The sequence below is a fragment of the Neisseria sp. P0007.S010 genome, assembly GCF_051962875.1.
GTDB classification, from domain to species: Bacteria; Pseudomonadota; Gammaproteobacteria; order Burkholderiales; family Neisseriaceae; genus Neisseria; species Neisseria subflava_A.
This window is the reverse complement of the sequence record NZ_JBQCUX010000001.1, coordinates 88,387-112,983: the sequence shown is the minus strand read 5'-3', so window position 1 is coordinate 112,983 and position 24,597 is coordinate 88,387. Positions and strand designations below refer to the sequence as shown.

The following is a 24,597-nucleotide window of genomic DNA, read 5'->3' as shown; positions in this document are numbered from 1 at the left end:
TAACAATGGGATAAATGTACTCTTTTTGTGGGTAAATTAAAAGAGCTTCAGACGGCCAAAGCTTACTTATTGCGCGCTTCGGAACGGCGAACCGTCACGCTTTTGCCGCCTATGCCCCAGTTGTCCATATCGATTTCGTCGATGACGACGACGGTTGTCTCGGGATTTTTGTTGAGAACGCGTGAGAGTAATTCGGTGACGCCGCGGATTAATTCGGCTTTTTGCTCCGCACTCGGGGCTTCGCTGCCGCCGGTTACTTTGATGTTGACGTAAGGCATGGCTTTTTCCTTTTAAAATAGCGTTCACATGTTATCTTATTTTTATCGGGCCGTCTGAAATTTGATTGCAGGATTTTTCATTGCTCATGTCAGCTTTTACAAAGAATTAAGTTTTTTGGAATAGATTGTTTTTACAATGCGGTTTTATTTTGGATGGATATCGTCATGAACCGTTTTCTTCAGACTTTGATTGTGGCCGCACCGATGGTGATTGCCGCGCCTTATGTGGCGGCGGAAACGCATCCGGCGCAAAAGCAGATGCAGCAGAATATTGATGCTGTGTTGAAAATTGCACGCAATACTTCTTTGACAGAAGCTCAACGTGTGAAACAGGTTGAGCAGTATGCCAACCGTTATCTGGATTATGAACGTATTTCGGCTTTGGCTGTCGGCGCGCCATGGCGTGAATTTTCTGCCAAACAGAAAACCGATTTTATCCGTGCATTCAAAGATATGGTGATTGCGATGTACTCGCACTCTGCACTGATTGGTGCGGCGGATGCGAATGTGCGCTTGTTGCCGAAGATGACGGCAAACGGCAATAAGTTTGACGTTTTCTCGGAAATTCAAACCAAAAAAGGCACCAAGTATGAAGTAGCCTATCAGCTTTATCAAAGCGGCGGTGCGTATAAGATTTACAACATCCGCGTGGACGGTACCAGCTTGGTAACGGTATACCGCAACCAATTTGGCGAGCTGATTAAGAGCAAAGGCATTGACGGTACGATTGCGACTGTCGAAGCCAAGGGCTTGAAGAAACAATAAGGTAGATTGAGAAAAAGGCCGTCTGAATATTCAGACGGCCTTTTTGTGTTACGGGCTGATTAAGCACGTTTGCGGAATTCGCCGGTACGGGTATCGATTTCGACTTTGTCGCCGTTTTCGATGTAAGACATCACTTGGATTTCGGTGCCACCGACCAGACGCGCGGTTTTCATCACTTTACCGGAGGTATCGCCTTTAACGGCAGGCTCGGTGTATTCAACTTCGCGAACGATGATGGTAGGCAATTCTACGGAGATTGGGTTGCCTTCGTAGAAAGTAACTTCGCATACATCTTCCATGCCGTCAACGATGAATTTCAACGCGTCGCCGATGTTGTCAGCTTCGATTTCGTATTGGTTGAATTCTTCGTCCATGAAGACGTACATTGGGTCGGCAAAGTAGCTGTAAGTACAGTTTTTGCGGGACAGGATAACGACGTCGAATTTGTCGTCGGCTTTGTAAATGGTTTCAGAAGCGGCACCGGTCAGCAGGTTTTTCAGTTTCATGCTGACTTTGGCGGAAGAGCGACCGCCTTTGATATATTCGGTTTTTTGAACAACCATAGGGTCGTTGCCAACCATGAATACGTTGCCGGCGCGCAGTTCTTGTGCTGTTTTCATTGTAGTTTTCCAATCAAATCGGTTGTAATAAAACGCGCTATTTTAGCGTATTTTTTTGTGCTTTGAAATAAAGGCGGCAAGTTTTTCAACGGCACTTTTTTGGGCAAAAAGTCCGTCCCGCCATTTTGCCGCGCTTTGGCGCCATTCATTTTGGTGTGCCGTCAGGGTTTGCCATGCTTGCAGGCGCTGGCTGTCGCTGAGTGCTTCGCCGTTGTTGAGTTCGTCGGAAAGGAGGCGGTGTGCCGTGGCGACAACATCCGGATAAACCTGATGCGCTTTATCCCAAAAAGCGTGCAGCTTGTCGAGATGGATATTTTCTTCTTGCGGATAGATGTGCCAAAAGAAAGGCTTTCCGGTAAGCTGGGCGCGAACAAAGCTGTCTTCGCCGCGTATGACGGCGCCGTCGGCAAGGTTGAGCAGTTTGTCGAAATCCTGTTGGGGGACAAAAGGGATTTTGATCAGGGTAATGTGTTCGCTCTGATATACATCGCCGTCTTCAAGCATGGTGTTTTGCGGCACTAGGCCGCTGTTTTTCAGGCTGGCGATGATTTGTGTACCTGCAAGCAGCAAGGTAATGGGTTGGCCGGCCTGTTGCCACATGGTCAGCCATTTTGCCCAAATATCGCTTTGATAGCCGAAAAGCAGCCATTCGAGCGTGTTTTTTGCGGGAAGTTTGAGTTGTCGGCGTAAGGTTTCCGTATCAAAGCGGGCAAATTCGGCGTAATTGCGTTCGCGCAGCAGGCCGCCGCTTTTTTCGCTGAAACCCATAAACCAAAAGTATTTCTGTATGCCGCCGGCTTGGGGCGAGGGCATTAAGTGCAGCCTCTCGTTGCTGTCTTCCGCGCTGAGGTATTCCCAGTTGAGCCAAAGCGGTCGGTGTCGGCGGATGATGGATTGAACGTTGTCGGGCAGTTCGCAGGCGAAGGTTTCGATGACAATGTCGGGGGTAGGGGCTGTATCGGTATCTTCGGCATGGTCGGCTTGCCAGGCGTGAATGCCGATGCCTTGATGGATATTGGGAATCGACGCCAAATCAGGGCAAAGTGCCTGAAGGGACGGGAAGTCGTCTGTCCATAAATGCACTTGCCAGCCGAGTTCGCGTTGCAAAACACGCGCCAGTCGCCATGAAACGCCGATGTCGCCGAAGTTGTCGATGACGTTGCAGAAAATCCAGCAGGTATAAGGTGGGGTGGTGTTCATGGAAAAATATGCCCAAGGCCGTCTGAAAACATCAGAATGCGCCGAAATAGTGGAACAAATAAACAATCAGCAAAACAATCGGGATAAACATCCAAATGCTTTGCCGTTTCAATTCAGGCTCTTGTTTGAGGTGGTGTTTGATGACGTCAAAGAGGACGAATTTGAATAGGAACGTGGCCTCGCAGGCAAGGATGATGCCGTTGATGAGGTGTTGCGTTTTGTCTTCGGGTGGGTTGAGGGTAAACCACAAAAGGGTGGCGAGCGGAATCAGGCAGACAACGAGCCAGCGCAGAAGGATGGGTTTGGACATGGTGTGTATGCAAGAAATAAAAAGGGCATTATACCCTGTCGTCTTTCAGACAAGTGCAAATCAGGCTATCATTCGTTTTATTTGAAGCGAACATTTATCCCTATGCAAACCCAAGCCATCATCCGCCATATTGTTCAATGGCTCAAAGATTACGCCGAGCAGGCGCGTGCCAAAGGTTTTGTCGTCGGCGTATCCGGCGGCATCGATTCTGCCGTGGTTTCCACACTTGTCGCACAAACCGGTTTGTCGGTTTTGTTGTTGGAAATGCCGATTCGTCAGAAATCCGACCAAGTCAACCGCGCGCAAGAACACATGGGCCGTCTGAAACAGCGTTATCCCAATGTAAAAGCGCAAAGCATCGATTTGACCCAAACGTTCGATACGTTTGCCGATACCGTTGATGTCAGCGAAACCGAATTTCCCAACAAACAGCTGGCACTTGCCAATGCACGCAGCCGCCTGCGCATGACGACGCTTTATTATTACGGCCAGCTGCATGGTTTGCTGGTGGCGGGGACGGGCAACAAAATTGAAGATTTCGGTGTCGGTTTCTTCACCAAATACGGCGACGGCGGCGTGGACATCAGCCCGATTGCCGATTTGACCAAAACTCAAGTGTACGCGCTGGCAGCCGAACTGGACGTATCGGAAGACATTCAAAAAGCCGTACCGACGGACGGACTTTGGGATACCGAGCGTACCGATGAAGAACAAATGGGCGCATCTTATCCCGAACTCGAATGGGCGATGAGCGTGTACGACAGCCACAAGCCTGAAGATTTTGAAGGCAGACAGCGCGAAGTTTTGGCAATCTATACCCGATTGCACACAGCCATGCAGCATAAAGTCAATCCGATTCCGGTTTGCAAGATTCCGGAAGAGCTGTTTTAAGTTTGAACATCAAAAGGCCGTCTGAAAACGCTGGATTAAGGTTTTCAGACGGCCTTTTATATTTTATTTCAATAAGAATTAGGAATATGCTTGAAAAACAGCATCATCAGATACCAAAACAGCGTAGCAGCCGCCGCGCCCAGTAATACCCACGCGCTGATTTTGGCGATTTCCCGAATGGTGCGCTTTTGTTTGCGGCTGAACAAACGGTTCACAATCAATGCCGCTATGGCGCAAAAGAAAAAAAATCGCAAAAGCCTGCCTATCATTCCACATTCTCCCAAAAATATTGCCTTTAATTAGGGCAGGCCGTCTGAAGCCTCATGCACAAAATAAAAACGAAACGTTATAATACCCCTTTTGCCGCTTCACTTGGAAATTACAAATGACAACAAATGCCTCAGTGGGCATTGTAACGCCCCAGAAAATCCCGTTTGACACACCGCTTGCTCTGGAAAACGGCAAAACCTTACCCCGTTTCGACCTGATGATTGAAACCTACGGCACACTCAATGCCGACAAAAGTAATGCCGTCCTTATCTGCCACGCCCTCTCAGGCAATCATCACGTTGCCGGCAAGCACAGTGCGGAGGATAAATACGCCGGCTGGTGGGACAATATGGTCGGCCCCGGCAAACCCATCGATACCGAACGCTTTTTTGTTGTCGGTTTGAACAACTTGGGCGGCTGCGACGGCAGTACCGGCCCTCTGTCTGAAAATCCTGAAACCGGCCACGAATATGGCGCAGATTTTCCGGTTGTAACCGTCAAAGACTGGGTGAAGTCCCAATCTATGCTTGCCGATTATCTCGGCATTCAAAAATGGGCGGCCATTGTCGGCGGCAGCTTGGGCGGTATGCAGGCATTGCAATGGACGATTTCTTTGCCTGAACGCGTTGCCCACGCGCTCGTCATCGCTTCTGCGCCTAAACTTTCCACTCAAAACATCGCGTTTAACGATGTTGCCCGTCAGGCTATTTTGACCGACCCCGATTTCCATGAAGGCAATTACCGCAGCCATCATACCGTTCCTTCACGCGGTTTGCGTATCGCGCGCATGATGGGGCACATTACCTATCTTGCCGAAGACGGCTTGGGTAAAAAATTCGGCCGCGATTTAAAATCAGACGGCTATCAGTATGGCTACGGCGTTGAATTTGAAGTGGAATCTTATCTTCGCTATCAAGGCGACAAGTTTGTCGGCCGTTTTGATGCCAACACTTATCTGCTGATGACCAAGGCACTCGACTATTTTGACCCGGCCGCCGATTACGGCCACAACCTCACGCGCGCCGTGGAGAATGTGCAGGCCAAATTTTTTGTTGCCAGCTTTAGCACTGACTGGCGCTTCTCGCCGCAACGTTCGCATGAATTGGTCAAGGCATTAATCGCCGCACAAAAATCTGTGCAGTACATTGAAGTCAAATCCAATCATGGACACGATGCCTTCTTGATGGAGGACGAAGCCTATATCCGCGCTGTTGCCGCTTATATGAACAACGTTTACAAGGACTGCCAAAAATGAATCTGCGCGACGATTTGCAACTCATTTACGATTGGATACCCGAAGGCAGCCGCGTACTCGATTTAGGCTGCGGCGACGGCGAGTTGTTGGCCGCGTTGGTGGAACATAAAAATTGCACCGGCTACGGCGTTGAAATCGATACCGACAGCGTGATTGCTGCTATATCCCGCGGTGTGAACGTCATTCAAGCCGATTTGGAAGAAGGTTTGGTGGCTTTTGGTGATCAAAGTTTTGATGTGATTGTCTTGAGCCAAACCATTCAGGCGATGCAGAACACGGAAAAAATCCTGCGCTGCCTGATGCGCGTGGCCAAGCAGGCTATTGTCAGCTTCCCTAATTTCGGCTACTGGCGCAACCGTTTTCAAATCGCCGTTGGCGGCCATATGCCGGTTTCCGAGCGGATGCCGTATCATTGGTACGATACGCCCAATATCCATTGGTGTACCCTCAAAGACTTCGATTTATTGTGTGCCAAAAATAAAATCCGTGTGCTTGAGCGTGCGGTCATGACGGGCAACCGACAGGTCAAACATCTGCCGAATTTATTGGGCAGTCTGGCGTTTTATCGCGTAGGTTGATTGCGGTCATAGATAAAGGCCGTCTGAACAGGTAATCACGAAAGCATGGCTTTTGAGATACCTGTTCAGACGGCCTTTTATTGTTCAAGCCGGTTTAAGCCTGTTTCAATTTTTCCAACAAGGCCAAACTGCCGGCATCGACCAGACGGTAGGTTTCGTCAAAGTCGCCTGTGTACCACGGATCGGGAACGTGGTTGTAACCTGAATCGGGGATAAGGTCGGTCAGTTTGAAGATTTTGCCGGGGTGGAAACCGAGCTGCTTTTCAGTTTCTCTGAGGTTGTTGTCGTCCATCACGATGATGTAGTCGAAATGCTCGGCATCGCTGGGTTTGATTTTGCTGCTGGTAAAGCCTGACGGGTCGATGCCGTGTTGCTTGAGCGCGCGGCGCGTGCCTTCGTGCATGTCTTCTCCGTCGTGCCAACCTGATGTGCCTGCGCTGGCAGTAATGACGGCATTGCCCATGCCTGCTTCGCGGGCGCGGTGGCGCAGGACGTATTCGGCCATGGGGGAGCGGCAGATGTTGCCGAGGCAGACGAAAAGGATTTTGTGGGTTTTCATATGCGTGAAAATGAGCGGTAAGGTTTGAAAATCAATGCAACACGCTAAACCGTTTTCAGACGGCCTTGGCGTGTTGCATTTTCAATTTAGTTTACATTGCTGAAGAAAGGATTATGGCCTTCCAGTTTCAACGCTTGGGCATAAGTAGGGATGTTCTCGTTTTCGCCCAGTGGGTTGTGCAGCAGGTAGAGGTGCTCGATTCGGCATTCGGCCATCAGGTCGAGGAAGTTTTGCTGAACGATGGCGATATTGTCGGTTGAGGCCAGCTCCCAAGTGAAGGTCTGTGGAACGATTTCAAACGCGCTGTCGGTCGCGTTGAAGCTGAACTGGAGCTTGCCGTCCGCTTTCGCTGCGGCAACAACGCCGACGCGCGGGCTTTGCATACGGATGGCGCGGATGGCGTTGGTGGCAAAAACGTCCATGGCCATGCGTTGGCGGGTGTGGCTGCCGTCGGTAAGCGCGTCAAGCGGCGTATTGGGCGAGAGCGGGTTGGTAAAGAGGGTAACGCCGTCGAGGGCGAGATGTTCTTGCCAAACCTGCATCAATGGCAGGCCCGCCTGTTGCAGGTTGAGACCTAAGGCCGTCTGAATGTCTTTATTGCCGTAGCCCAGCGCGTAAACAACATGGACGGATTGACCTTCGGGCAGCGTCAATGGTTTGTATTCAAACTTTTGCAGGAATGCGCCTGCTGCTTCATCGTTTTGCTTGGCTTGGAACCACTCGCCCGGGGTAACGCTGCTCAAGTCGGTAGATTGGACGAGGTAAGGCAGCCATTGCGTGTTTTGCGTGAGGGTGCGCAGGTTGGGGTAGTTTTGCAGGCAGGCGAAGAGGGTTTCGGTAGGCAGAGTGAGCGGCAGGGTTTGTTCTTTTTTGCAACCGGCGACCAAAACGACAGGCAGGGCAAACCATTGGGCTTCGTTATCGTTTTCTGCCTTCAGGACTTCGCCCACGCTTTGAATCAGGCTGGTGTAAGTGCCGACATCGGGGGCCATGGTCATTGCCAATGAAAGGTTGATGTAATGGTTTTGGCTGAGCATGGTGCGGATTTCGGTTTGCAGTTGGCCGGCCGAGAGCTTGCGTGATGCGGAGGAGGAGTTGTGCGCCAGCTGATAGGCATTGAGCAGAAGGTAGTTTTTGATAGGGCTCTGCGGATAAGGGCGGGTATCTGGAAGAACAAAGGTTTTCATGACGGTTTGAAGTGTTGTGTTGTAAGTGTGGCGATTATAGCAATTTAGTCAGTCGGTGTGCTTGTTAATACATGAAATTCAACTGGCGATAGAGGATACGCTTCATTTCTACACGGTGTATGTATCGGCATTTTCTAAGATGAGGGGGCAAATGCCCGATGTGTTATAATCCATGACCAAACATAATTCAGAAAGGAACAAAATCATGCGCTTGCTTCATACTATGCTGCGTGTCGGCAATCTCGAACGCTCTTTGGATTTCTATCAAAACGTATTGAACATGCAACTGCTGCGCCGCCGCGATTATCCTGAAGGCCGTTTTACTTTGGCTTTTGTCGGTTATGGCGATGAGGCGGACCATACTGTTTTGGAACTGACCCACAACTGGGATACCGAGTCTTACGACTTGGGCGATGCTTACGGCCACATCGCGATTGAAGTTGATGATGCTTACGCCGCGTGCGAACGTGTCAAAGAAATGGGCGGTAAAGTGGTACGCGAAGCCGGCCCGATGAAACACGGCACGACTGTGATTGCGTTTGTCGAAGATCCGGACGGCTACAAAATTGAATTTATTCAAAAGAAAAGCGGTAGCGATTCGGTTCAATATTCATCTTAAGACATAAGATAATGGAAAAGGCCGTCTGAACATTCAGACGGCCTTTTTTGATCAGCCCAACTGTTTTTGCTTTTCGCTCAACAGGGCGTGTACTTGAAGCGCGGTAGCGTAGCGGTCTTCTCCCGCTTCAATCGGATCGAGGAAATGCAGCTCGACCGTGCTGGAAGGCTGGCTGATGACCATGCAGATGGATTGCCAGAGGCTGATGTCGCCGTAGTAGGCAGTGTGCGGATTGGGGCTGCTGCCGTCCGGATTCGGATAGCGGCAGAGTGCCGGAATAATCGGTACGCCTGCATCATAGGCCGTCTGAAAAAAGCTGGGTTTGAACGGCAGGATTTCACGGCCTTCGGTACTGGTGCCTTCGGGGAAAATGGTGACGGTATCGCCGTTTTTCAGTGCTTCGGTCACACCTGCAATTTTGGCGGAATTGCCTTTGATGCCTCGGTTGCGCGAGACGTAAACCGTTTGCGCTTGCGTGGCGAGATAACCGACCACCGGCCATTTGGCCACATCGTCTTTAGCCACAAAACGGCCGGGGAAAGCACCGTTGACCGCCATAATGTCCAACCATGAAATATGGTTGCTGATAAGCATCTGGCCGCGGCCTTCTTGCGGCGGCGTGCCGAAAGTTTGCAGTTTCATGCCGCAGGAAGCGAGCACGCGCAGCGACCATAATTGGATCGCGCGCAGTTTGCGTTTGCTGCTGTAAAAGGGAAACAGAAAAAACATTTCGGCCATGCCGTACAAAAGGCAGCCGGCAATGCAGAGAAGACGGAAGATAAAACGGATTTTGGCAGTCATTGTGTGTGTTTTTTTTATAAAGATTAGGCAGGCCGTCTGAAGTTTCAGACGGCCTTTTATTATGAATCGGTTTTAGGGGCAAAACGCTGCAAGTAGCGGTCGGAAAGGTGGCTGATGTCCATCATGATCAGCACATCTGCGCAGTTGAATGCTTCATCGACGCAAGGCTCGCCACAGAACCACGCGCCTGCTTTGAGATAGCCTTTGATCAGGGCGGGCACAGGCGGATTTTCAGACGGCGTGATGCTGTCCCATTTGAGCGGGTTGAGCGGTTTGACGCGCCATTGTGCCGGAGCAAGGTATTTGTCTTTCAAAGTATGATACAGGCCGGCCGCATCGTTGCCGCCGTCGCGCATTTCGATACTGCCGCAACCAATCATAAAGCGCAGGTTTTCGTCTTTCATGAATTTGACCAAACCGGTCCATAACAGCATGACCAAGCCGCCGTTGCGGTAGTCCGGGTGGGTGCAGGCACGGCCGAGTTCGACGGTTTGCGGCAGGATATCTTTCAAAGGTTCAAGGTCGAATTCATGCTCGCTGTACCAGCCGCCGACTTTTTTTGCGGTTTCTTCGGTAATCAGGCGGTAACAGCCGATTACCTCGCCGGTTGCATCGTCAAACGCGAGCAAGTGGTGGCAATGCTCATCATAAGGATCGACATCGCGGCCGTCATCGCTTTCGATTTCCGCACCCAATTCTTGGGCAAAAACCTGATAGCGCAATCTTTGGGCGGCTTCGATTTCAGCTTGGGTTTCTGCAAGGCGTACGCTCAGGCCGATTTTGGGGCCCGTTTGATTGAAACGGCTGGGGGACATGATGTTTCCTGTTTGAAGAAAATGGCTGATTATAGCGGATATACGGACAGATTTATATTGATTTGCTTTGCGGTAGGGCAAATTATGTCGGGTTGTTGGAAAAAGGCTTCAGGCCGTCTGAAACTGATGGTTGTTTAGAAAGATGGCCAGGAACATTTGCCAGGATGTTTGAAATTTATGACACAAATCAAAATATCTATCCAAACTATTTAATATGAGAATAAAAATATATACAATATAACTAGTTCAAAAGTATTAATACGATTGAACGAGATATTTTTAATATTCAAAAATGGAGAATATAAAGATGAAACTGAATGTATCGCTCAGTCCTTTGTGTTTGGCTTTAGCGCTTTTTTCCGGTACTGCGTATGCGGATGGAGTTATTGTTGCCGGAACCATGCACAAGACGGGTTCTTTGGCTGTCGGTAAAGAATCCGTATCGGGCGAAAATGCCGCTGCAGTTGGCGACAAGGCTAAAGCAGGTGGCTATAAGGCGGCTGCTTTGGGTTATGATTCTGCCGCTTCCGGTTTGAGCGCAACTGCTTTGGGTGGCGAATCCAAAGCTGAGGCATTGCGGTCGGTGGCGGTTGGCTTTCGGGCCCATGCCAAGGGAACAAATGATGTAGCAGTCGGTGGCGCAGCGGCTGCTTCTGGCGGTCAATCCGTTGCAGTCGGTCTGCTGTCCAAGGCTTCGGCTTTGCGTGCCGTTGCAGTAGGTAATGGCGCTCAGGCAAGTAATATTGATGCAGTAGCTATCGGCAGAGATAGTGAGGCGGATGCGCTCAGCGCGACGGCCTTAGGTGATCGAGCTAAAGCACGTGGAACTCAATCACTTGCGCTGGCATCGGCTGCTGAAGCAGAAGGTTATCAAGCAGTGGCGGTCGGTACGCGTGCGGTATCGAATGCCGTAAACAGTGTAGCTTTGGGTGTCGAGTCTTCCGCTACAGCCTTGAACGGTCTGGCTGTCGGCACCAGCTCCAGTGTGCGTAAAGAAGGTGGTACGGCAGTTGGCGGTGGCGCATCGGCTTTGGAAGAGAAATCTTTGGCACTCGGTTTCCAAGCCAAAGGTAAAGCCGAGAAAGCGGTGGCTCTGGGTGCGCAAAGCATTGCGGATTTAGCTGCAGGGCAGGCAGGCTATGATTTTGCGACACAGTCGGTAAGTCAATCTGAAGACACGACATGGAAATCGACATTGGGCGCGGTTTCGGTTGGCAATGAAAAAGACAGCCGTCAAATTACCCATGTGGCTGCCGGTACTCAGGATACGGATGCGGTAAATGTGGCTCAGGTCAAAAGGCTTGCGGAAAGATGGCAGGCTGACAGTCAGCAAAAAGAGTCGATGGTGGCTGCTCAAATCAATCAGATACGAGCTGAAACACGCGTAGAAATGAAAAAACTGGAAGACCGTGCGGATGCCGGCTCTGCCGCTGCGATTGCGGTGGGTAATCTGGGACAAGCTTATCAGCCGGGACAGGGTGCGGTATCCATTGGCAGCGGCGTTTGGCGCGGAAAGGCCGGTTTTGCTGTCGGAGTATCGAAAGTATCCGCCAGCGGCAAATGGCTGGTGAAAGGTTCGGCTGTTAGCGCATCTAAGGGTGGTGCAGGCGGTGGAGCCAGCGTAACCTATCTGTGGTAGAGAATTTCAGATGGCCTTGAATGTTGAGGCCGTCTGAATTTGGCATGCGAAGCGGTAGAAGCGTAAAATCAACGTTTTTGCCGTTTTTTTTATTATGGAAACCTCTTTCCTGCTTGCCGGAAAAATTACCGAGCTGACGCTGATTGTTTTGATGGGCGTGGCCTTGGTGAAGGCAGGGCTGTTGAAATCGGAAAACAGCTATACGCTCTCGGTCATCGCGCTTTACTTGATCAGCCCGTCCGTCATGATTCATGCCTTTCAGATGGACAATACGCCGCAGATTATCGAAGGGCTGAAGCTTTCCGTCATGCTGGCGGTGTTTTTCCATGTGGTGTTGATTGTTTTGGGCAGGTTGTTTAAACACTTGTTCAAACTCGATGCGCTCGAACACGCGGCAACGGTGTACAGCAATTCGGGCAACCTGATTATCCCTTTGGTAATGTCGGTCTTTGGTGCGGAATGGGTGATTTACACCAGCGGTTTTATCATGGTGCAGACGTTTTTGTTTTGGACGCATCTGCGCCTGTTGATTTGCGGCCGAGGCAATGTGGCTTGGAAAACCATTTTTACCAATATCAACATTTTATCCATGTTGGTCGGGCTGCTGATGTTTGTCTTTCAAATCAAGCTGCCGCATATTGTCGATAATACTTTGGCGACGGTGGGCAGTATGATTGGCCCGGTTGCTATGTTGGTGGCGGGCATGCTTTTGGCTTCTCTGCCGTTGCGCTCGATTATGTGGACGTCAAGGCTTTATCTTGTTGCTTTTTTAAGGCTGATTTTGATTCCGGTATTATTGCTTTTTGCCGTCAAAGTCTGCGGTTTTGCCCATTATGATGCGCATGCGGATACGGTTGTTTTAATCAGCTTTTTGGCAACGACTTCGCCTGCAGCTGCGACGGTTACCCAAATGGCGGTTGTTTACGGCAAAAATGCCCAAAAAGCCAGCGCGATTTATGGGCTGACAACCTTGCTTTGTGTAGTAACCATGCCGGTGATGATTGCCTTATATCGTTGGATTATTTAAGAAAAGGGCAGGCCGTCTGAAACTTCAGCCTTATGTTTCAGACGGTCTGTTTGGTATTTTAATTTTGAAAATAACTTTTATTATCAATTAATTAAGCAGTTAAAAAAACTATACAAAGCCGTTTGTAGCGTGTATCCTTATATCTAACATTCATCCAATATAAATCTTTAAAGGAACACAGCCATGACCGACTTTACCCTTTGGGAAACCGCGCCTTTCAATTCCACCATTGACCATATTTTGCAGCGTTACCACAATGTCCACCGCGCCCAGTTTGAAGAGTTGGTTCCGCTGGCGCAAAAAGTGGCGCAGGTTCATGCTGATACTTTTCCTGCCGAAGTTCCTGATTTGTTGGCCTATATGCAAAACGAGCTGTTGATGCACATGATGAAAGAGGAGCGCATGTTGTTCCCAATGATTAATCAGGGCGTGGGTCGCGGCGCGGCAATGCCCATCAGCGTGATGATGCACGAGCATGAAGAACACGACCAAGCCATCGCGCGTTTGGAAGAATTGACCAATAATTTTGAGCTTCCCGAAGGTGCTTGTGGCAGCTGGACCCGTTTGTACACTTTGGCCAAAGAGATGGTGGATGATTTGAAAGACCATATCCATTTGGAAAATGAGATTTTGTTCCACCGAGTTTTGGCTTCTTAAAATTTGAGCTTAATCAAGGCCGTCTGAATGTTCAGACGGCCTGTTCTTTAATCCCTTGCTAAGTTAGTGCAATGGTTCTAAAATTTTAATAAAGAAATAAAATTAGGCAGTAAAGGCACACATCCGTTCTTTTGTTTACTTGAGAAGGAGTTTATGAATGAAACATTCTAAAGTTTTACTATCGGGTATTCTGTTTGTTGCTCTGACTGCGTGCGCCCAAACGACGGACGGCAGCTGGAGCGCCCTGCAGGATACGAAAACAGGCGTGCAGTCGCGGCCTTATTATGAATTTGGCAATGTGGTTCAGAAGATTTCTTTTAAGAAAACCGGTAATCCGGAAAATGGTCTGAAAAAGCCTGTCTTGACGGTGTATCGTCAGGGCAAGCTGTTGGGCGAAGCATATAATTTGGAAGCCTCTCATGGCAACCCCTTGTTGCCAACCCTGTTTTTGGTAAACGGCAAGTCATTAAATATCAATGACGGCAACGATAGAAAACTGTTGGCTTCTGCGAAGAGAATCGATTTTTACGATTTCGGCCACGGCCGTATCGGCCATGCAGTCTTTACCGCGCCTAACGGCATCTGTCAGGATATGAAACACGGCAAAGGCGTTTCCTACAAGCTGGTTACCAACTATGTTAATTTTCCGGATTATCCTTCGCCTGAAAATATCTTGATTATTACTGCGCAAGGTAAATATGAGCAAGACGGGTTTATATTGGATTCCACTGAGTCAAGAGTGACCAGTGCCAATAAAGAGTTTGCCAGAAAATATGGCGAAGCCCTGAAATCCAAGAATGGCCCTGAGACCAGACAGGTGAATATGGCTAATGCAGCCAGTGCAGAAAAAGGCAGACTGTTGGCTGATTATATCTGTCAGTAATCATATTAAAGGCCGTCTGAAATTCAGACGGCCTTTTTGAATCATGAATGCATCTCTTGTTCAAATGACAGCAGAATCTGTTTTACTTCATCCGCTTCTTTGACGGCACGGATACGGTCAAACAATACCTGCGCCTGTTCAAACTCTTTTTTCATCATGCCCAGCCATTGTTTCAAACGGGCAACCGGATATTTGTTGTTGGCTTCTTTAGCAAGGCATAAGTCGAAGAATTGGACTATCCATGAGGAGACTTCGGCAAAGTCGGTGTCTTTCACTGTTTCACCGTTTTCATATTGCTTGATTTGCCGCGCCAAGTCGGGGCGGATAACCGCGCCGCGCCCGAGCATCACGCTGTCGCAGCCGCTGACGCTTTTAATGTCGAGATAGTCTTGAAGGCTGAACACATCGCCGTTGGCGGTAACGGGAATACTGACTGCATCGCGGATTTTGCGCACCCATTCCCAATGTGCCGGCGGTTCGTAGCCTTCGACTTTGGTGCGCGCATGGACGGTTAATGCACATGCGCCGCCGTTTTCAATCGCGGAAGCACATTCCAATGCCAGACTTTTATCTTCATAACCGAGCCGCATCTTGGCAGTCAGCGGAATGTGTTGCGGAAGGCGTTGGCGCAGGGTGCGGACGATGTGGTAAATCAAGTCGGGCTCTTTGAGTAAGACTGCACCGCCTTTGTGTTTATTGACCGTCGGCGCGGGGCAGCCGAAGTTGAGGTCGATTTTGTCCGCACCGAAACGCACGGCTTCCAAAGCATTGACGGCCATGTTTTCCGCATCGCTGCCCAAAAGCTGGACAGTACAGGGCGTGCCGGCCGGCGTGCGGTTGGCATGGGCGATTTCGGGAACATATTTAAGCCAAGTGGCGCGTGAGTGGACCGTGTGCGTAATGCGGACAAATTCGCTGACGCATTCGTCAAATCCGCCGATGCGCGTCAACAGGTCGCGCATCACATCGTCCACCAGCCCCTGCATGGGGGCAAGAATAAGCTGCATGAGTCAGGCCGTCTGAAAAAAGGAGGACATATTGTAGCGGTATATCGGTTAAAATACAGCTTCCTTTTTCAGACGGCCTTTTTATGATGCACACAATTCCGGCAACCGCCGCCATGTTGGTAAAAAATTCAGAACGTTATCTTTCAGAAGTTTTGAGTGCACTGAAAGACTTTGACGAAGTCCTGCTGTTGGACAACGGCTCGACCGACCGTACTTTTGAAATTGCCAAGGGCTTTTCCAATGTCAGCTATTACAAGCATGACTTTATCGGGTTTGGCCCGATGAAAAATCTGGCGGCCAGACTGGCGCAAAACGATTGGATTTTCAGCATAGACAGCGATGAAGTGGCGGATGAGGCATTAATCGAATCCATTCGTGCGGCCGTTTTGGAAAATGAGAAGGAACATATTTTTTCGCTTTCCCGTCTGAACCATTACCACGGCAGACTGATTAAAGGCTGCGGCTGGTATCCGGATATTATTCCGCGCCTTTATCATCGCAAATTTACCCGTTTTTCCGACCGTCAGGTGCATGAGTCTTTGGTGTTGCCGCAGGAAGCCAAAATTAAACAACTTGATGGCCGTCTGAAACATTATTCTTTTGAAAACGCCGAAGGGCTGATTCAGAAAATGCAGCAGTACAGCTCGCTGTATGCGGAAGAAAATCGCTTCAAGAAAGACAGTTCGCCGTTTAAGGCTTTGCTGCATGGCGGCGTATCGTTTGTGAAGAACTATCTGCTCAAGCGCGGCTTTGCCTATGGCGCAGACGGCCTGACGATTTCGGTTTCCAACGCACAAGGTTCGTATTACAAATATGTCAAACTCTACGAGCGCAACCGCACGATAACCGTCTCCCTCATCATCACCACCTACAACCGCCCCGATGCTTTGGAGCTGGTGTTGAAATCGGCTTTATCGCAAACCCGTCTGCCGGATGAGATTATTGTCGCGGATGACGGCTCAAGGCAGGAAACCGCCGAAGTGGTTGATTTTATCCGCCGAAGGGCAAGTATTCCGGTCAAACATTCATGGCAGCCGGATAGAGGCTTTCGTGCCGCCGAATCGCGCAACCGTGCACTGGCGCAGGCGAAAAGCGATTATATTGTGTTGATTGACGGCGATATGGTCTTGGATCCGTCTTTTATCGCCGATCATTTGAAGATTGCACGCAAAGGCCGTCTGATACAGGGTTCCCGCGTGATTTTGACTGAGGATAAAACGCAGGATATTTTGGACGAAGGCGATTTACCTGCTTTGTCTATGTTCAGCTCGGGAATAGAAAAACGGCTATCAGCCCTGCGCTGCCGTTGTTTGGCCAAATTGGCTGGACGAGAAGGCAACCGCAAACACAAAGGCATCAAAACCTGCAATATGGGCTTTTTCCGCAGCGATGCGCTTGCCGTCAATGGATTTGACAATAGCTTTGTCGGTTGGGGCAGGGAAGACAGCGAATTTGTCGCCCGTTGCTATCATAATGGTATGAAACGCCATAATTTGAAATTTGCCGGCATTGCGTACCACCTCTGGCACAATGAGGCAGAACGCGATTCCTTGCCGCAAAACGATGCCTTGTTGGAGGCAACTTTGTCAGAACGCAAAATCCGCTGTGTTCATGGCGTATCGGATTTTATAAATGATGAAGAAGCAGCCGGAAAATAGCCTTATCATCTTTTTAAATCATAGAGGCCGTCTGAAAATCTTCAGACGGCCTTTTTTGTGTTTTTAAAAACCTAGCGGTTAAATGAGAATATTATTTATTTGATATAGATCAGTATGTATAATTAGGTAAAGTATGGTTAGGGAAGAGGGTTTACTCTATAATCCAACCGTTTGTAATTTTATTTCGGCGAAGGCCGGATTTTGGGAGTTGTTATGTCAACTATGTTTTTTATCCAGTTTGCCGTTGTACTGCTGTGTATCCTGATTGGCGCGCAGGTTGGCGGTATTGGTTTGGGCGTGCTCGGCGGTATCGGCTTGGCCGTATTGTCTTTTGGTTTCCATCTGCAGCCGACCAGCCCGCCGATTGATGTGATGCTGATGATTATGGCGGTAGTGTCTGCCGCGGCGGCAATGCAGGCCAGCGGCGGTTTGGACTATATGATTAAGATTGCCACGCGCGTGTTGCACCGCAATCCGAAATACATCACCTTTATTGCGCCGGCGGTAACTTACACCTTTACCGTGTTGGCAGGTACGGGCCATGTGGCTTACTCGGTCTTGCCCGTGATTGCCGAAGTCAGCCGCCGCAATGGCATCCGTCCTTCCCGTCCTTTGACGATGGCGGTTATCGCTTCCCAATTTGCGATTGTCGCCAGCCCGATTGCCGCCGCGGTTGTTGCCTGCGTCACCATGCTTGAGCCGCAACATATCACGATGGCGGATGTGTTGAAAGTTACCGTTCCGTCCACGATTTTGGGTATCGGTTTGGCTTGCGTGTTTGTAAACAAACTGGGCAAAGAATTGAAAGATGATCCGCATTATCAGGCTTTGCTGCAAGATCCGAATTATGTGAAAGAATATATCGATGTGGAGGAACAACAAACCGATGTTGCCATTTCGCCGAAAGCCAAATTGTCGGTCGGTATTTTCTTGACTGCGGCATTGCTGGTGGTCGTGATGGGTGCGCTGCCTGAGCTGCGTCCGGCTTTTGAACACGATGGCGCGATCAAGCCTATGGGCATGGCGCATACGATTGAAATCGTGATGTTGTCTGCTTCTGCACTGATTATCTTGGCGTGTAAACCCAATGGCGATGCGATTACCCGAGGTTCGGTATTCCATGCCGGTATGCGTGCCGTGATTGCGGTATTTGGCGTGGCTTGGTTGGGCGATACCTTGATGAACGGCCACTTAACAGAAGTGGAATCGACCGTCAGCCATTTGGTTGAATCTGCACCATGGACCTTTGCCTTTGCCCTGTTTGTCTTGTCGGTATTGGTCAACAGCCAAGGCGCGACAGTGGCGACGCTGTTTCCAATCGCCATCAAACTGGGGATTCCTGCGCCCATCATCATCGGTACATTTGTTGCGGTAAACGGCTATTTCTTCATTCCGAACTACGGTCCGATTATTGCCGCTATCGACTTCGATACAACCGGCTCGACCAAAATCGGCAAATTTATCTTCAACCACAGTTTCATGATTCCAGGCCTGTTGAGCATGGCATTCAGCTTAGCCATCGGCTTGTTGTTGGTTCAGATATATTATTGATAGGCTGAAAAATAAAGGCCGTCTGAAATTAAATTTCAGACGGCCTTTTTGATATTGTTATTTGAGAGCTTAATTGCAGTATTTATTGACGTCGTTTTGGTATTGCTTAATCAGGCTGTCGCGATTGGCCAAGCGTGCGCTTTCGGCGACTTGGCGGTTGATTTTGGCGATTTTGCAGTTTTCCAGCTTGTTTTGGCGGTTTTGCTCTTCGATTTTTTTATTGCGCTCTTCGATTTGTTTGTTTTGTTCCGCGACCTGTTCGTTGGGCTGCTCGGCAACCGGCTCAGATGCCGCAACAGCAGGTGCAACGGCAGGTTTGACGTTGTGCGTGCGGATGTTGACCACGCCGGAACGCTTCGGTTGCAGACGGTTTGGTGTATCGGAATAGCTGTTGCCCGATGTGCCTTTCCAAGTGTAAACCTCGGCCGCGCCGGTCAGGGCGGCGGAAGAGAGGAGGGCTGCTGTCAGACAGGTTTTGAGTACGGAAGATTTCATGGGTTTCCCTTATGTAAATGATGTTCTCATTCGACCTATTTTACTTGAAACCGCAATGCGTTGGCATATTTTTGTACTGCGGATCAAATCATGTAAAAAAATAACGTTAAAACATGTATTGCCAATGTTAGCATCAAGCCGGTGTGATATAATGCCGTGCATCTTGCACAAACTGAAAGACCGAGCATCATGCGTATTGTAGAAAAAGCCTATACTTTCGACGACGTTTTGTTGGTTCCAGCGCACTCAAACGTGCTGCCTCGAGATGTCAAACTTCAAACCAAACTCACCCGCGATATCACGCTCAACCTTCCTCTACTTTCTGCTGCAATGGATACTGTTACCGAAGCGCGTCTGGCCATTTCTATGGCTCAAGAAGGCGGCATCGGCATTATCCATAAAAACATGACGCCGGAGTTGCAAGCGCGTGCCGTTTCCAAAGTGAAGCGCCATGAGAGCGGCGTGGTGAAAGATCCCGTTACCGTTGCGCCGACCGCATTGATCCGCGAAGTTTTGGAAATGCGCGCACAACGCAAACGCAAAATGTCCGGTCTGCCTGTTGTTGAAAACGGCAAAGTGGTCGGTATCGTGACCAACCGCGACCTGCGTTTTGAAAACCGTGTCGATCTGCCTGTTTCTGCCATCATGACCCCTCGCGACCGTTTGGTTACCGTTCCTGAAGGTACCAGCATCGATGAAGCCCGCGAAATCATGCACGCGCACAAAGTGGAGCGCGTTTTGGTGTTGAACGACCAAGACGAACTCAAAGGTCTGATTACAGTTAAAGATATTCTGAAAACAACCGAATTCCCTAATGCCAACAAAGATGCCGAAGGCCGTCTGCGCGTTGGTGCCGCAGTGGGTACCGGCGGCGATACCGAGGAGCGCGTCAAAGCATTGGTAGAAGCAGGCGTGGACGTGATTGTGGTCGATACTGCCCACGGTCATAGCCAAGGCGTTATCGATCGCGTGCGCTGGGTAAAAGAAACTTATCCGCACATTCAAGTCATCGGCGGCAACATTGCTACTGCTAAAGCCGCTTTGGATTTGGTGGCTGCCGGCGCGGATGCTGTTAAAGTCGGTATCGGCCCGGGCTCGATTTGTACGACCCGTATCGTGGCCGGCGTGGGCGTGCCTCAGCTGACTGCGATTCACAATGTTTCCGAAGCCTTGAAAGGTACAGGCGTTCCCCTGATTGCCGACGGCGGTATCCGCTTCTCCGGCGATATTGCCAAAGCTCTGGCAGCAGGTGCATACAGCGTCATGCTCGGCGGTATGTTTGCCGGTACGGAAGAAGCACCGGGCGAAATCGAACTCTACCAAGGCCGCTCTTACAAGTCTTACCGCGGCATGGGTTCGTTGGGTGCGATGAGCCAAGGCTCTGCCGACCGCTACTTCCAAGACAAAACCGACAGCACAGACAAATATGTTCCTGAAGGTATCGAAGGCCGCGTTCCTTACAAAGGCCCGATTGTGAACATCATCCACCAGCTGACTGGCGGCCTGCGCTCCAGCATGGGTTATTTGGGTTGCGCCAATATTGCTGAAATGCACGAGAAAGCAGAATTTGTGGAAATCACTTCTGCCGGTATGAGCGAATCTCACGTTCACGACGTACAAATCACTAAAGAAGCGCCTAACTACCATCGTTAAACCAGTATAAAAAGGTCGTCTGAAAATATTTCAGACGGCCTTTCTGTTTTTATAAGGTTTTAAAAATGAAGAGAATATTACTTGCCGCTGTTTGGTCTGGTGTTTCAGGTTAGGTATTTGCAGAACTTGCCGGATAAATTGGGAAGACAAACGCTTCACGCGCTGAAATGACATGTATCAACTAGTACGTTTTGAACTGAGCGATTAAACCGAGTTTCAGATGGCCTTTTAAAAATCGTATTACAATAAGCTAAAATTAAAAACACATTCCATTATGTCCAAAAAAATCCTGATTATTACCCCAAGCTGGATTGGCGACTGTGTCATGACCCAACCGCTTTATCGTCGTTTGCATGAGCTGCATCCCGGCTGCACCATTGATGCTTTTGCACCCAAATGGTCGATGGCCGTATTTGAGCGTATGCCTGAAATCAACCGTGTGATGGAAAATCCGTTTGGACATGGTGCGTTGGAATTGAAAAAACGCTGGCGTATCGGGCGTGAATTGGGAAAAGAAGGCTATGATCAAGTAATTGTTTTGCCCGGTTCGCTCAAATCCGCCATTATTGCCTTGGCTACGGGTATTAAGCAGCGTACGGGCTATGTTGGCGAGTCGCGCTATTTTTTGTTGAACGATATCCGCAAGTTGGATAAGGCCGCGTTGCCCTTGATGGTCGACCGCTATACTGCGCTGGCGCATCCGACCCAAGCAGATTTTAACGGGCATTCCGATAATCCGTGTTTTAAGATTGATCCCGAAAGCCGTCAAGCTGCTTTGGAAAAACATGGTTTGACGACGGATAAACCGATTTTGGCATTTTGTCCCGGTGCGGAATATGGCCCGGCCAAGCGTTGGCCTGCGCGTCATTTTGCCGAACTCGGCCGCCGATATTTGGCCGAGGGTTGGCAGGTTTGGCTGTTTGGTTCGCAAAAAGATTTCGATATTGCAGATGAAATCAACCAACTTTCAGACGGCCTGTGTACCAATCTTTGCGGCAAAACCAATCTTCCGGAGGCGATTGATCTGTTGTCTTGCGCCGATACGGTCGTGTGCAACGACAGCGGTCTGATGCATCTTGCGGCCGCGCTTGATCGGAAATTGGTTGCGGTTTACGGCTCATCCAGCCCTGACCATACGCCGCCTCTCAGCCAAAAGGCAAAAATCGTCAGCTTGAATTTGGATTGTTCACCTTGTTTCAAACGTGAATGTCCGTTGGGGCATACGGATTGTTTGAACAAGCTGACGCCGGATAGGGTGCAAAAAGCAGCGGAAGAGCTGGCTCGTTCGGCGCAATCTAATAAAGGTTAGATGGAAAACAGTAAAGGACAGATTTGAGTCTGTCTTTTTAATCTTTCGTTTCTTTTATTTTTTAACAAAAGGCCGTCTGAAAATCATATTTCAGACGGCCTTTTTTGGTTTGAAATCAATACATCTGATTATTTTTGATGCAGATTATAAACGTATTCTACTTCTTCGCGGCTGCCCATGAATACGGCAACGCGTTGGTGCAGGCCGGTAGGTTGGATGTCGAGCATGGCTTCGATGGCGTTGTTTGATGCGCCGCCGGCTTGTTCCATAATCAGGCTCATCGGGTTGGCTTCGTACATCAGGCGCAGTTTGCCCGGTTTGGATGGATCGCGTTTGTCTTGCGGATACATGAATACGCCGCCGCGCATCAGGATGCGGTGGATTTCGGCAACCATGCTGGCTACCCAGCGCATATTGTAGTTTTTGCCGCGTACGCCGGTTTCGCCTGCCAGCAATTCGTCAATGTATTGTTGAACAGGGGCGAACCAATGTCTTTGGTTAGACATATTGATGGCAAATTCTTTAGTGGATTCGGGAACGCGCGGATTTTCTTTGGTCAGCAGGAATTGGTTGGCATCGTCCAGAGTGAAGACGAATACGCCGTGACCGACAGTCAGTACCAGTTGGGTTTGCGGACCGTATAAAACATAACCTGCGGCCACTTGGTCGCGGCCTTTTTGCAGGAAAGACTCAGTAGTCAATGCGCCTTCTGGTTTCGCCAAAATGGAGAAGATGGTGCCGACGGAGATGTTGACGTCGATATTGGAAGAGCCGTCCAGCGGATCAAACAATACCAAATAGCCGCCGTTGTCGTGTGTGGCGACATAGGTGTCTTCTTCTTCGCTGGCAAGACCTGCGATGTTGGCATTGGCTTTTAAAACATCAATCATGATGTTGTTGGCGATGACGTCAAGTTTCTTTTGGTCTTCGCCTTGGATGTTGCCGGTACCTGCCATGCCCAAAACGCCGGAAAGCGCGCCGAGGCGGACTTTTGCGTTGATGTCCAAACAGGCGACGGCTACGGATTCCAGTACGCTCGCCAGCTCTTGCGGCAGTTTGTGTTCGGGCAGGTGTTGGGCTAAGAATTGGTTCAGTGTCTTCATGGTTTCACTCTTTTCCTAAGTTTGAATCGAATATTTTTCAATTTCAGGCCGTCTGAAAACGGCGTGTTCATTTGGTTTTGCTGTCGGCCATGCCTAAAACTTCTTTAGTGCAGGCGATGCTGGTGTCTTTGATGCGTTTTTTCAGCTCGTCGCTCATGGAGTCGCTGCCGCCCAAAAGCGATGTCGCTTCTTCAGGATTGATTTGGTCGACTGTTTTTTCGCCGATACAGCGGCAGATTTTTTCAGTGGTCGCGGAATCAAACGGGCTTTTTCCTGCGGCTTTTTCTACGCAGGCTTCGGTTGCCGAGCGGACAAATTCGGTGCGGAAACTTTGGGTAAATTCTTCTTTAAATTCGTTTTTTGCTGATTCGCTGCACGCGCAAAGCAGGAGCGTGCAGGCTAGGGGTGTGCGTATATTCATGAGTGGACGGCCGTTAATTTTTATGTTGTGAATTGTAGTGGAAAAAGGCTTAAGTATAAAGGGTTAAGGCCGTCTGAACAGGTATGGCGGCAAAATCGAAGCGCTTGGGTATGCGTTCAGACGGCAGCGTTTATTTCGTTTTGCTTTCCAATACATAATGCGCGCCGGCATCTTGCGCCAAAATTTTGGCAAGTTCGGGCAGATTGTTTTGCAGCTGTTCGGCAAGCATATAGGGCGGATTGATGACGAACATGCCGCTGCCGTGCATACCGAAGCCGTCGCTGCGCGGCGTATGGACATGAAGCTCGGCGTGCAGATAATTATTGGGAGCGATTTTTTTGAGTTCGTCCGGCAGTTTGCGGCTTTCTTCGCGGCTCAGGCAGGGATACCAAACCATGTAGCAGCCGGTTTCAAAGCGTTTCAAGGCATCTTTCAAGACTTGGACGACACGGCGGTAGTCTTGTTTTTCTTCGTAGGGCGGATCAATCAAGACGGCGGCGCGGCGCGGCGGAGGAGGCAAGAGTGAAATCAAACCTTGATACCCGTCCGCTTGGCTGACCTGCACTTTACGCGCAGGACGGACTTCGCGCATATTGTTTTGCAAATGGACAAAATCGGCAGGGTGTAGCTCAAATAGGCGCATTTTGTCGCTGTCGCGCGTGAGCGCCTGTGCCAGCCAAGGCGAGCCGCAGTAAAGGTTGTCTTGCGGCAGTATTTGTTTCAGACGGCCCACAAATTCGGCCAATTCGGCAGGCAGCTTGTCAGCTTGTTCCAAGAGTGCAATGCCTTGTTTGTATTCGCCGACTTTTTGCGCTTCATCACCGCTCAAATCATACAAACCGGCACCGCTATGCGTATCGATATACCAATAGGGCTTGTCTTTGCGGTTGAAATATTCGAGGACGAGGAAGAGGGTAAAGTGCTTGAGCATATCGGCATGGTTGCCGGCATGGAAGGCGTGGCGGTAGCTGAGCATGATCGGGCTGCGGAAATAAAAATCCGATTATACCCCAAACCATCGCCATCACCGCTTTCAGACGGCCTTT

At 49.7% G+C, this 24,597-nt stretch carries 27 protein-coding genes; 13 read left to right on the top strand and 14 right to left on the bottom strand.

Annotated elements, in window-relative coordinates; translation table 11 throughout:
• Positions 1 to 62: 62 nt before the first annotated feature.
• The gene (locus ACTHR7_RS00585) at positions 63 to 278 is read right to left on the bottom strand and encodes a tautomerase family protein (RefSeq protein ID WP_440370136.1); all 216 of its coding nucleotides are present in this window, start codon (positions 276 to 278) and stop codon (positions 63 to 65) included.
• A gap of 165 nt (positions 279 to 443) precedes the next feature.
• Between ACTHR7_RS00585 and ACTHR7_RS00580 the strand changes: the two genes are divergently transcribed.
• On the top strand, positions 444 to 1,043 hold the full coding sequence (locus tag ACTHR7_RS00580) for an MlaC/ttg2D family ABC transporter substrate-binding protein (protein ID WP_070813915.1): 600 nt from the start codon (positions 444 to 446) through the stop codon (positions 1,041 to 1,043).
• 59 nt (positions 1,044 to 1,102) lie between these two features.
• On the opposite strand, the gene efp is transcribed toward ACTHR7_RS00580, so the two are convergent.
• From efp to ACTHR7_RS00565, 3 genes are read right to left on the bottom strand one after another with little or no spacing between them, the layout of a single operon-like run.
• Positions 1,103 to 1,663, bottom strand: coding sequence for an elongation factor P (gene efp, locus ACTHR7_RS00575; RefSeq protein ID WP_063068768.1), 561 nt, complete (start codon positions 1,661 to 1,663; stop codon positions 1,103 to 1,105).
• Positions 1,664 to 1,705: 42 nt separating this feature from the next.
• Positions 1,706 to 2,863, bottom strand: coding sequence for an elongation factor P maturation arginine rhamnosyltransferase EarP (earP, locus tag ACTHR7_RS00570; protein WP_440370135.1), 1,158 nt, complete (start codon positions 2,861 to 2,863; stop codon positions 1,706 to 1,708).
• Positions 2,864 to 2,894: 31 nt separating this feature from the next.
• Positions 2,895 to 3,173 carry a hypothetical protein gene (locus ACTHR7_RS00565; RefSeq protein WP_285069887.1) on the bottom strand — a complete coding sequence of 93 codons (279 nt, stop codon included), beginning with the start codon at positions 3,171 to 3,173 and terminating at the stop codon, positions 2,895 to 2,897.
• 102 nt (positions 3,174 to 3,275) lie between these two features.
• On the opposite strand from ACTHR7_RS00565, the gene nadE reads away from it, so the two are divergent.
• Positions 3,276 to 4,064 (top strand): NAD(+) synthase, encoded by a 789-nt coding sequence (gene nadE, locus ACTHR7_RS00560; protein ID WP_285069888.1) that lies wholly within the window; start codon positions 3,276 to 3,278, stop codon positions 4,062 to 4,064.
• Positions 4,065 to 4,132: 68 nt separating this feature from the next.
• Here nadE and ACTHR7_RS00555 read toward each other — a convergent pair whose 3' ends face one another.
• Positions 4,133 to 4,333: a protein MIGRI gene (locus ACTHR7_RS00555; protein WP_003682450.1), complete on the bottom strand. Its 201-nt coding sequence runs from the start codon at positions 4,331 to 4,333 to the stop codon at positions 4,133 to 4,135.
• A gap of 116 nt (positions 4,334 to 4,449) precedes the next feature.
• Here ACTHR7_RS00555 and metX point away from each other — a divergent pair, with 116 nt between their 5' ends.
• A complete protein-coding gene (gene metX, locus ACTHR7_RS00550; RefSeq protein ID WP_004519859.1) occupies positions 4,450 to 5,589 on the top strand; it encodes a homoserine O-succinyltransferase MetX in 1,140 nt (379 codons plus the stop codon).
• The gene (gene metW / locus ACTHR7_RS00545; RefSeq protein WP_004519858.1) at positions 5,586 to 6,167 is read left to right on the top strand and encodes a methionine biosynthesis protein MetW; all 582 of its coding nucleotides are present in this window, start codon (positions 5,586 to 5,588) and stop codon (positions 6,165 to 6,167) included. Before metX ends, metW begins: the two co-directional genes overlap by 4 nt.
• A 94-nt stretch (positions 6,168 to 6,261) precedes the next feature.
• On the opposite strand, the gene ACTHR7_RS00540 is transcribed toward metW, so the two are convergent.
• A complete protein-coding gene (locus ACTHR7_RS00540; RefSeq protein ID WP_003685247.1) occupies positions 6,262 to 6,726 on the bottom strand; it encodes a low molecular weight protein-tyrosine-phosphatase in 465 nt (154 codons plus the stop codon).
• An 86-nt stretch (positions 6,727 to 6,812) separates the two neighbouring features.
• A complete protein-coding gene (locus ACTHR7_RS00535) occupies positions 6,813 to 7,913 on the bottom strand; it encodes a conjugal transfer protein (RefSeq protein ID WP_440370134.1) in 1,101 nt (366 codons plus the stop codon).
• Positions 7,914 to 8,118: 205 nt separating this feature from the next.
• Here ACTHR7_RS00535 and gloA point away from each other — a divergent pair, with 205 nt between their 5' ends.
• Positions 8,119 to 8,532, top strand: coding sequence for a lactoylglutathione lyase (gene gloA / locus ACTHR7_RS00530; RefSeq protein WP_003685011.1), 414 nt, complete (start codon positions 8,119 to 8,121; stop codon positions 8,530 to 8,532).
• Between the two features lie 51 nt (positions 8,533 to 8,583).
• Here gloA and ACTHR7_RS00525 read toward each other — a convergent pair whose 3' ends face one another.
• Both ACTHR7_RS00525 and ACTHR7_RS00520 read right to left on the bottom strand, forming a co-directional pair.
• Positions 8,584 to 9,333: a lysophospholipid acyltransferase family protein gene (locus ACTHR7_RS00525; RefSeq protein ID WP_003747133.1), complete on the bottom strand. Its 750-nt coding sequence runs from the start codon at positions 9,331 to 9,333 to the stop codon at positions 8,584 to 8,586.
• Positions 9,334 to 9,392: 59 nt separating this feature from the next.
• A complete protein-coding gene (locus tag ACTHR7_RS00520) occupies positions 9,393 to 10,148 on the bottom strand; it encodes a GNAT family N-acetyltransferase (RefSeq protein WP_070584207.1) in 756 nt (251 codons plus the stop codon).
• A 307-nt stretch (positions 10,149 to 10,455) separates the two neighbouring features.
• Between ACTHR7_RS00520 and ACTHR7_RS00515 the strand changes: the two genes are divergently transcribed.
• From ACTHR7_RS00515 to ACTHR7_RS00500, 4 genes are all read left to right on the top strand, one after another.
• Positions 10,456 to 11,787 carry a YadA-like family protein gene (locus tag ACTHR7_RS00515; protein ID WP_440370133.1) on the top strand — a complete coding sequence of 444 codons (1,332 nt, stop codon included), beginning with the start codon at positions 10,456 to 10,458 and terminating at the stop codon, positions 11,785 to 11,787.
• Between the two features lie 94 nt (positions 11,788 to 11,881).
• On the top strand, positions 11,882 to 12,814 hold the full coding sequence (locus ACTHR7_RS00510) for an AEC family transporter (protein ID WP_107867564.1): 933 nt from the start codon (positions 11,882 to 11,884) through the stop codon (positions 12,812 to 12,814).
• Between the two features lie 183 nt (positions 12,815 to 12,997).
• Complete coding sequence (gene dnrN / locus ACTHR7_RS00505) at positions 12,998 to 13,471, top strand: iron-sulfur cluster repair protein DnrN (RefSeq protein ID WP_070460041.1); 474 nt, start codon at positions 12,998 to 13,000, stop codon at positions 13,469 to 13,471.
• A gap of 157 nt (positions 13,472 to 13,628) precedes the next feature.
• Entirely contained in the window at positions 13,629 to 14,354 is a 726-nt protein-coding gene (locus ACTHR7_RS00500) for a hypothetical protein (RefSeq protein ID WP_293208156.1), read from the top strand.
• A 41-nt stretch (positions 14,355 to 14,395) separates the two neighbouring features.
• Here the strand turns inward: ACTHR7_RS00500 and ACTHR7_RS00495 are convergent, their stop codons facing one another.
• The gene (locus ACTHR7_RS00495; RefSeq protein WP_293208153.1) at positions 14,396 to 15,361 is read right to left on the bottom strand and encodes a tRNA dihydrouridine synthase; all 966 of its coding nucleotides are present in this window, start codon (positions 15,359 to 15,361) and stop codon (positions 14,396 to 14,398) included.
• Positions 15,362 to 15,444: 83 nt separating this feature from the next.
• Between ACTHR7_RS00495 and ACTHR7_RS00490 the strand changes: the two genes are divergently transcribed.
• Together ACTHR7_RS00490 and ACTHR7_RS00485 are read left to right on the top strand one after the other, a co-directional pair.
• Complete coding sequence (locus ACTHR7_RS00490) at positions 15,445 to 17,019, top strand: glycosyltransferase family 2 protein (protein ID WP_440370132.1); 1,575 nt, start codon at positions 15,445 to 15,447, stop codon at positions 17,017 to 17,019.
• 222 nt (positions 17,020 to 17,241) lie between these two features.
• Complete coding sequence (locus ACTHR7_RS00485; protein ID WP_440370194.1) at positions 17,242 to 18,570, top strand: anaerobic C4-dicarboxylate transporter family protein; 1,329 nt, start codon at positions 17,242 to 17,244, stop codon at positions 18,568 to 18,570.
• Between the two features lie 69 nt (positions 18,571 to 18,639).
• On the opposite strand, the gene ACTHR7_RS00480 is transcribed toward ACTHR7_RS00485, so the two are convergent.
• A complete protein-coding gene (locus tag ACTHR7_RS00480; RefSeq protein WP_049333378.1) occupies positions 18,640 to 19,065 on the bottom strand; it encodes a DUF4124 domain-containing protein in 426 nt (141 codons plus the stop codon).
• A 189-nt stretch (positions 19,066 to 19,254) separates the two neighbouring features.
• On the opposite strand from ACTHR7_RS00480, the gene guaB reads away from it, so the two are divergent.
• On the top strand, positions 19,255 to 20,718 hold the full coding sequence (gene guaB / locus ACTHR7_RS00475) for an IMP dehydrogenase (protein WP_003678893.1): 1,464 nt from the start codon (positions 19,255 to 19,257) through the stop codon (positions 20,716 to 20,718).
• Positions 20,719 to 20,992: 274 nt separating this feature from the next.
• Positions 20,993 to 22,027 (top strand): lipopolysaccharide heptosyltransferase II, encoded by a 1,035-nt coding sequence (gene waaF, locus ACTHR7_RS00470; protein ID WP_440370131.1) that lies wholly within the window; start codon positions 20,993 to 20,995, stop codon positions 22,025 to 22,027.
• A 128-nt stretch (positions 22,028 to 22,155) separates the two neighbouring features.
• On the opposite strand, the gene ACTHR7_RS00465 is transcribed toward waaF, so the two are convergent.
• The 3 genes from ACTHR7_RS00465 to ACTHR7_RS00455 form a co-directional block, all read right to left on the bottom strand.
• Positions 22,156 to 23,130 (bottom strand): class 1 fructose-bisphosphatase, encoded by a 975-nt coding sequence (locus tag ACTHR7_RS00465; RefSeq protein WP_107867568.1) that lies wholly within the window; start codon positions 23,128 to 23,130, stop codon positions 22,156 to 22,158.
• 67 nt (positions 23,131 to 23,197) lie between these two features.
• Positions 23,198 to 23,551, bottom strand: coding sequence for a hypothetical protein (locus tag ACTHR7_RS00460; protein WP_049322307.1), 354 nt, complete (start codon positions 23,549 to 23,551; stop codon positions 23,198 to 23,200).
• Between the two features lie 130 nt (positions 23,552 to 23,681).
• A complete protein-coding gene (locus tag ACTHR7_RS00455) occupies positions 23,682 to 24,527 on the bottom strand; it encodes a 23S rRNA (adenine(2030)-N(6))-methyltransferase RlmJ (RefSeq protein ID WP_107867569.1) in 846 nt (281 codons plus the stop codon).
• Positions 24,528 to 24,597: the final 70 nt, after the last annotated feature.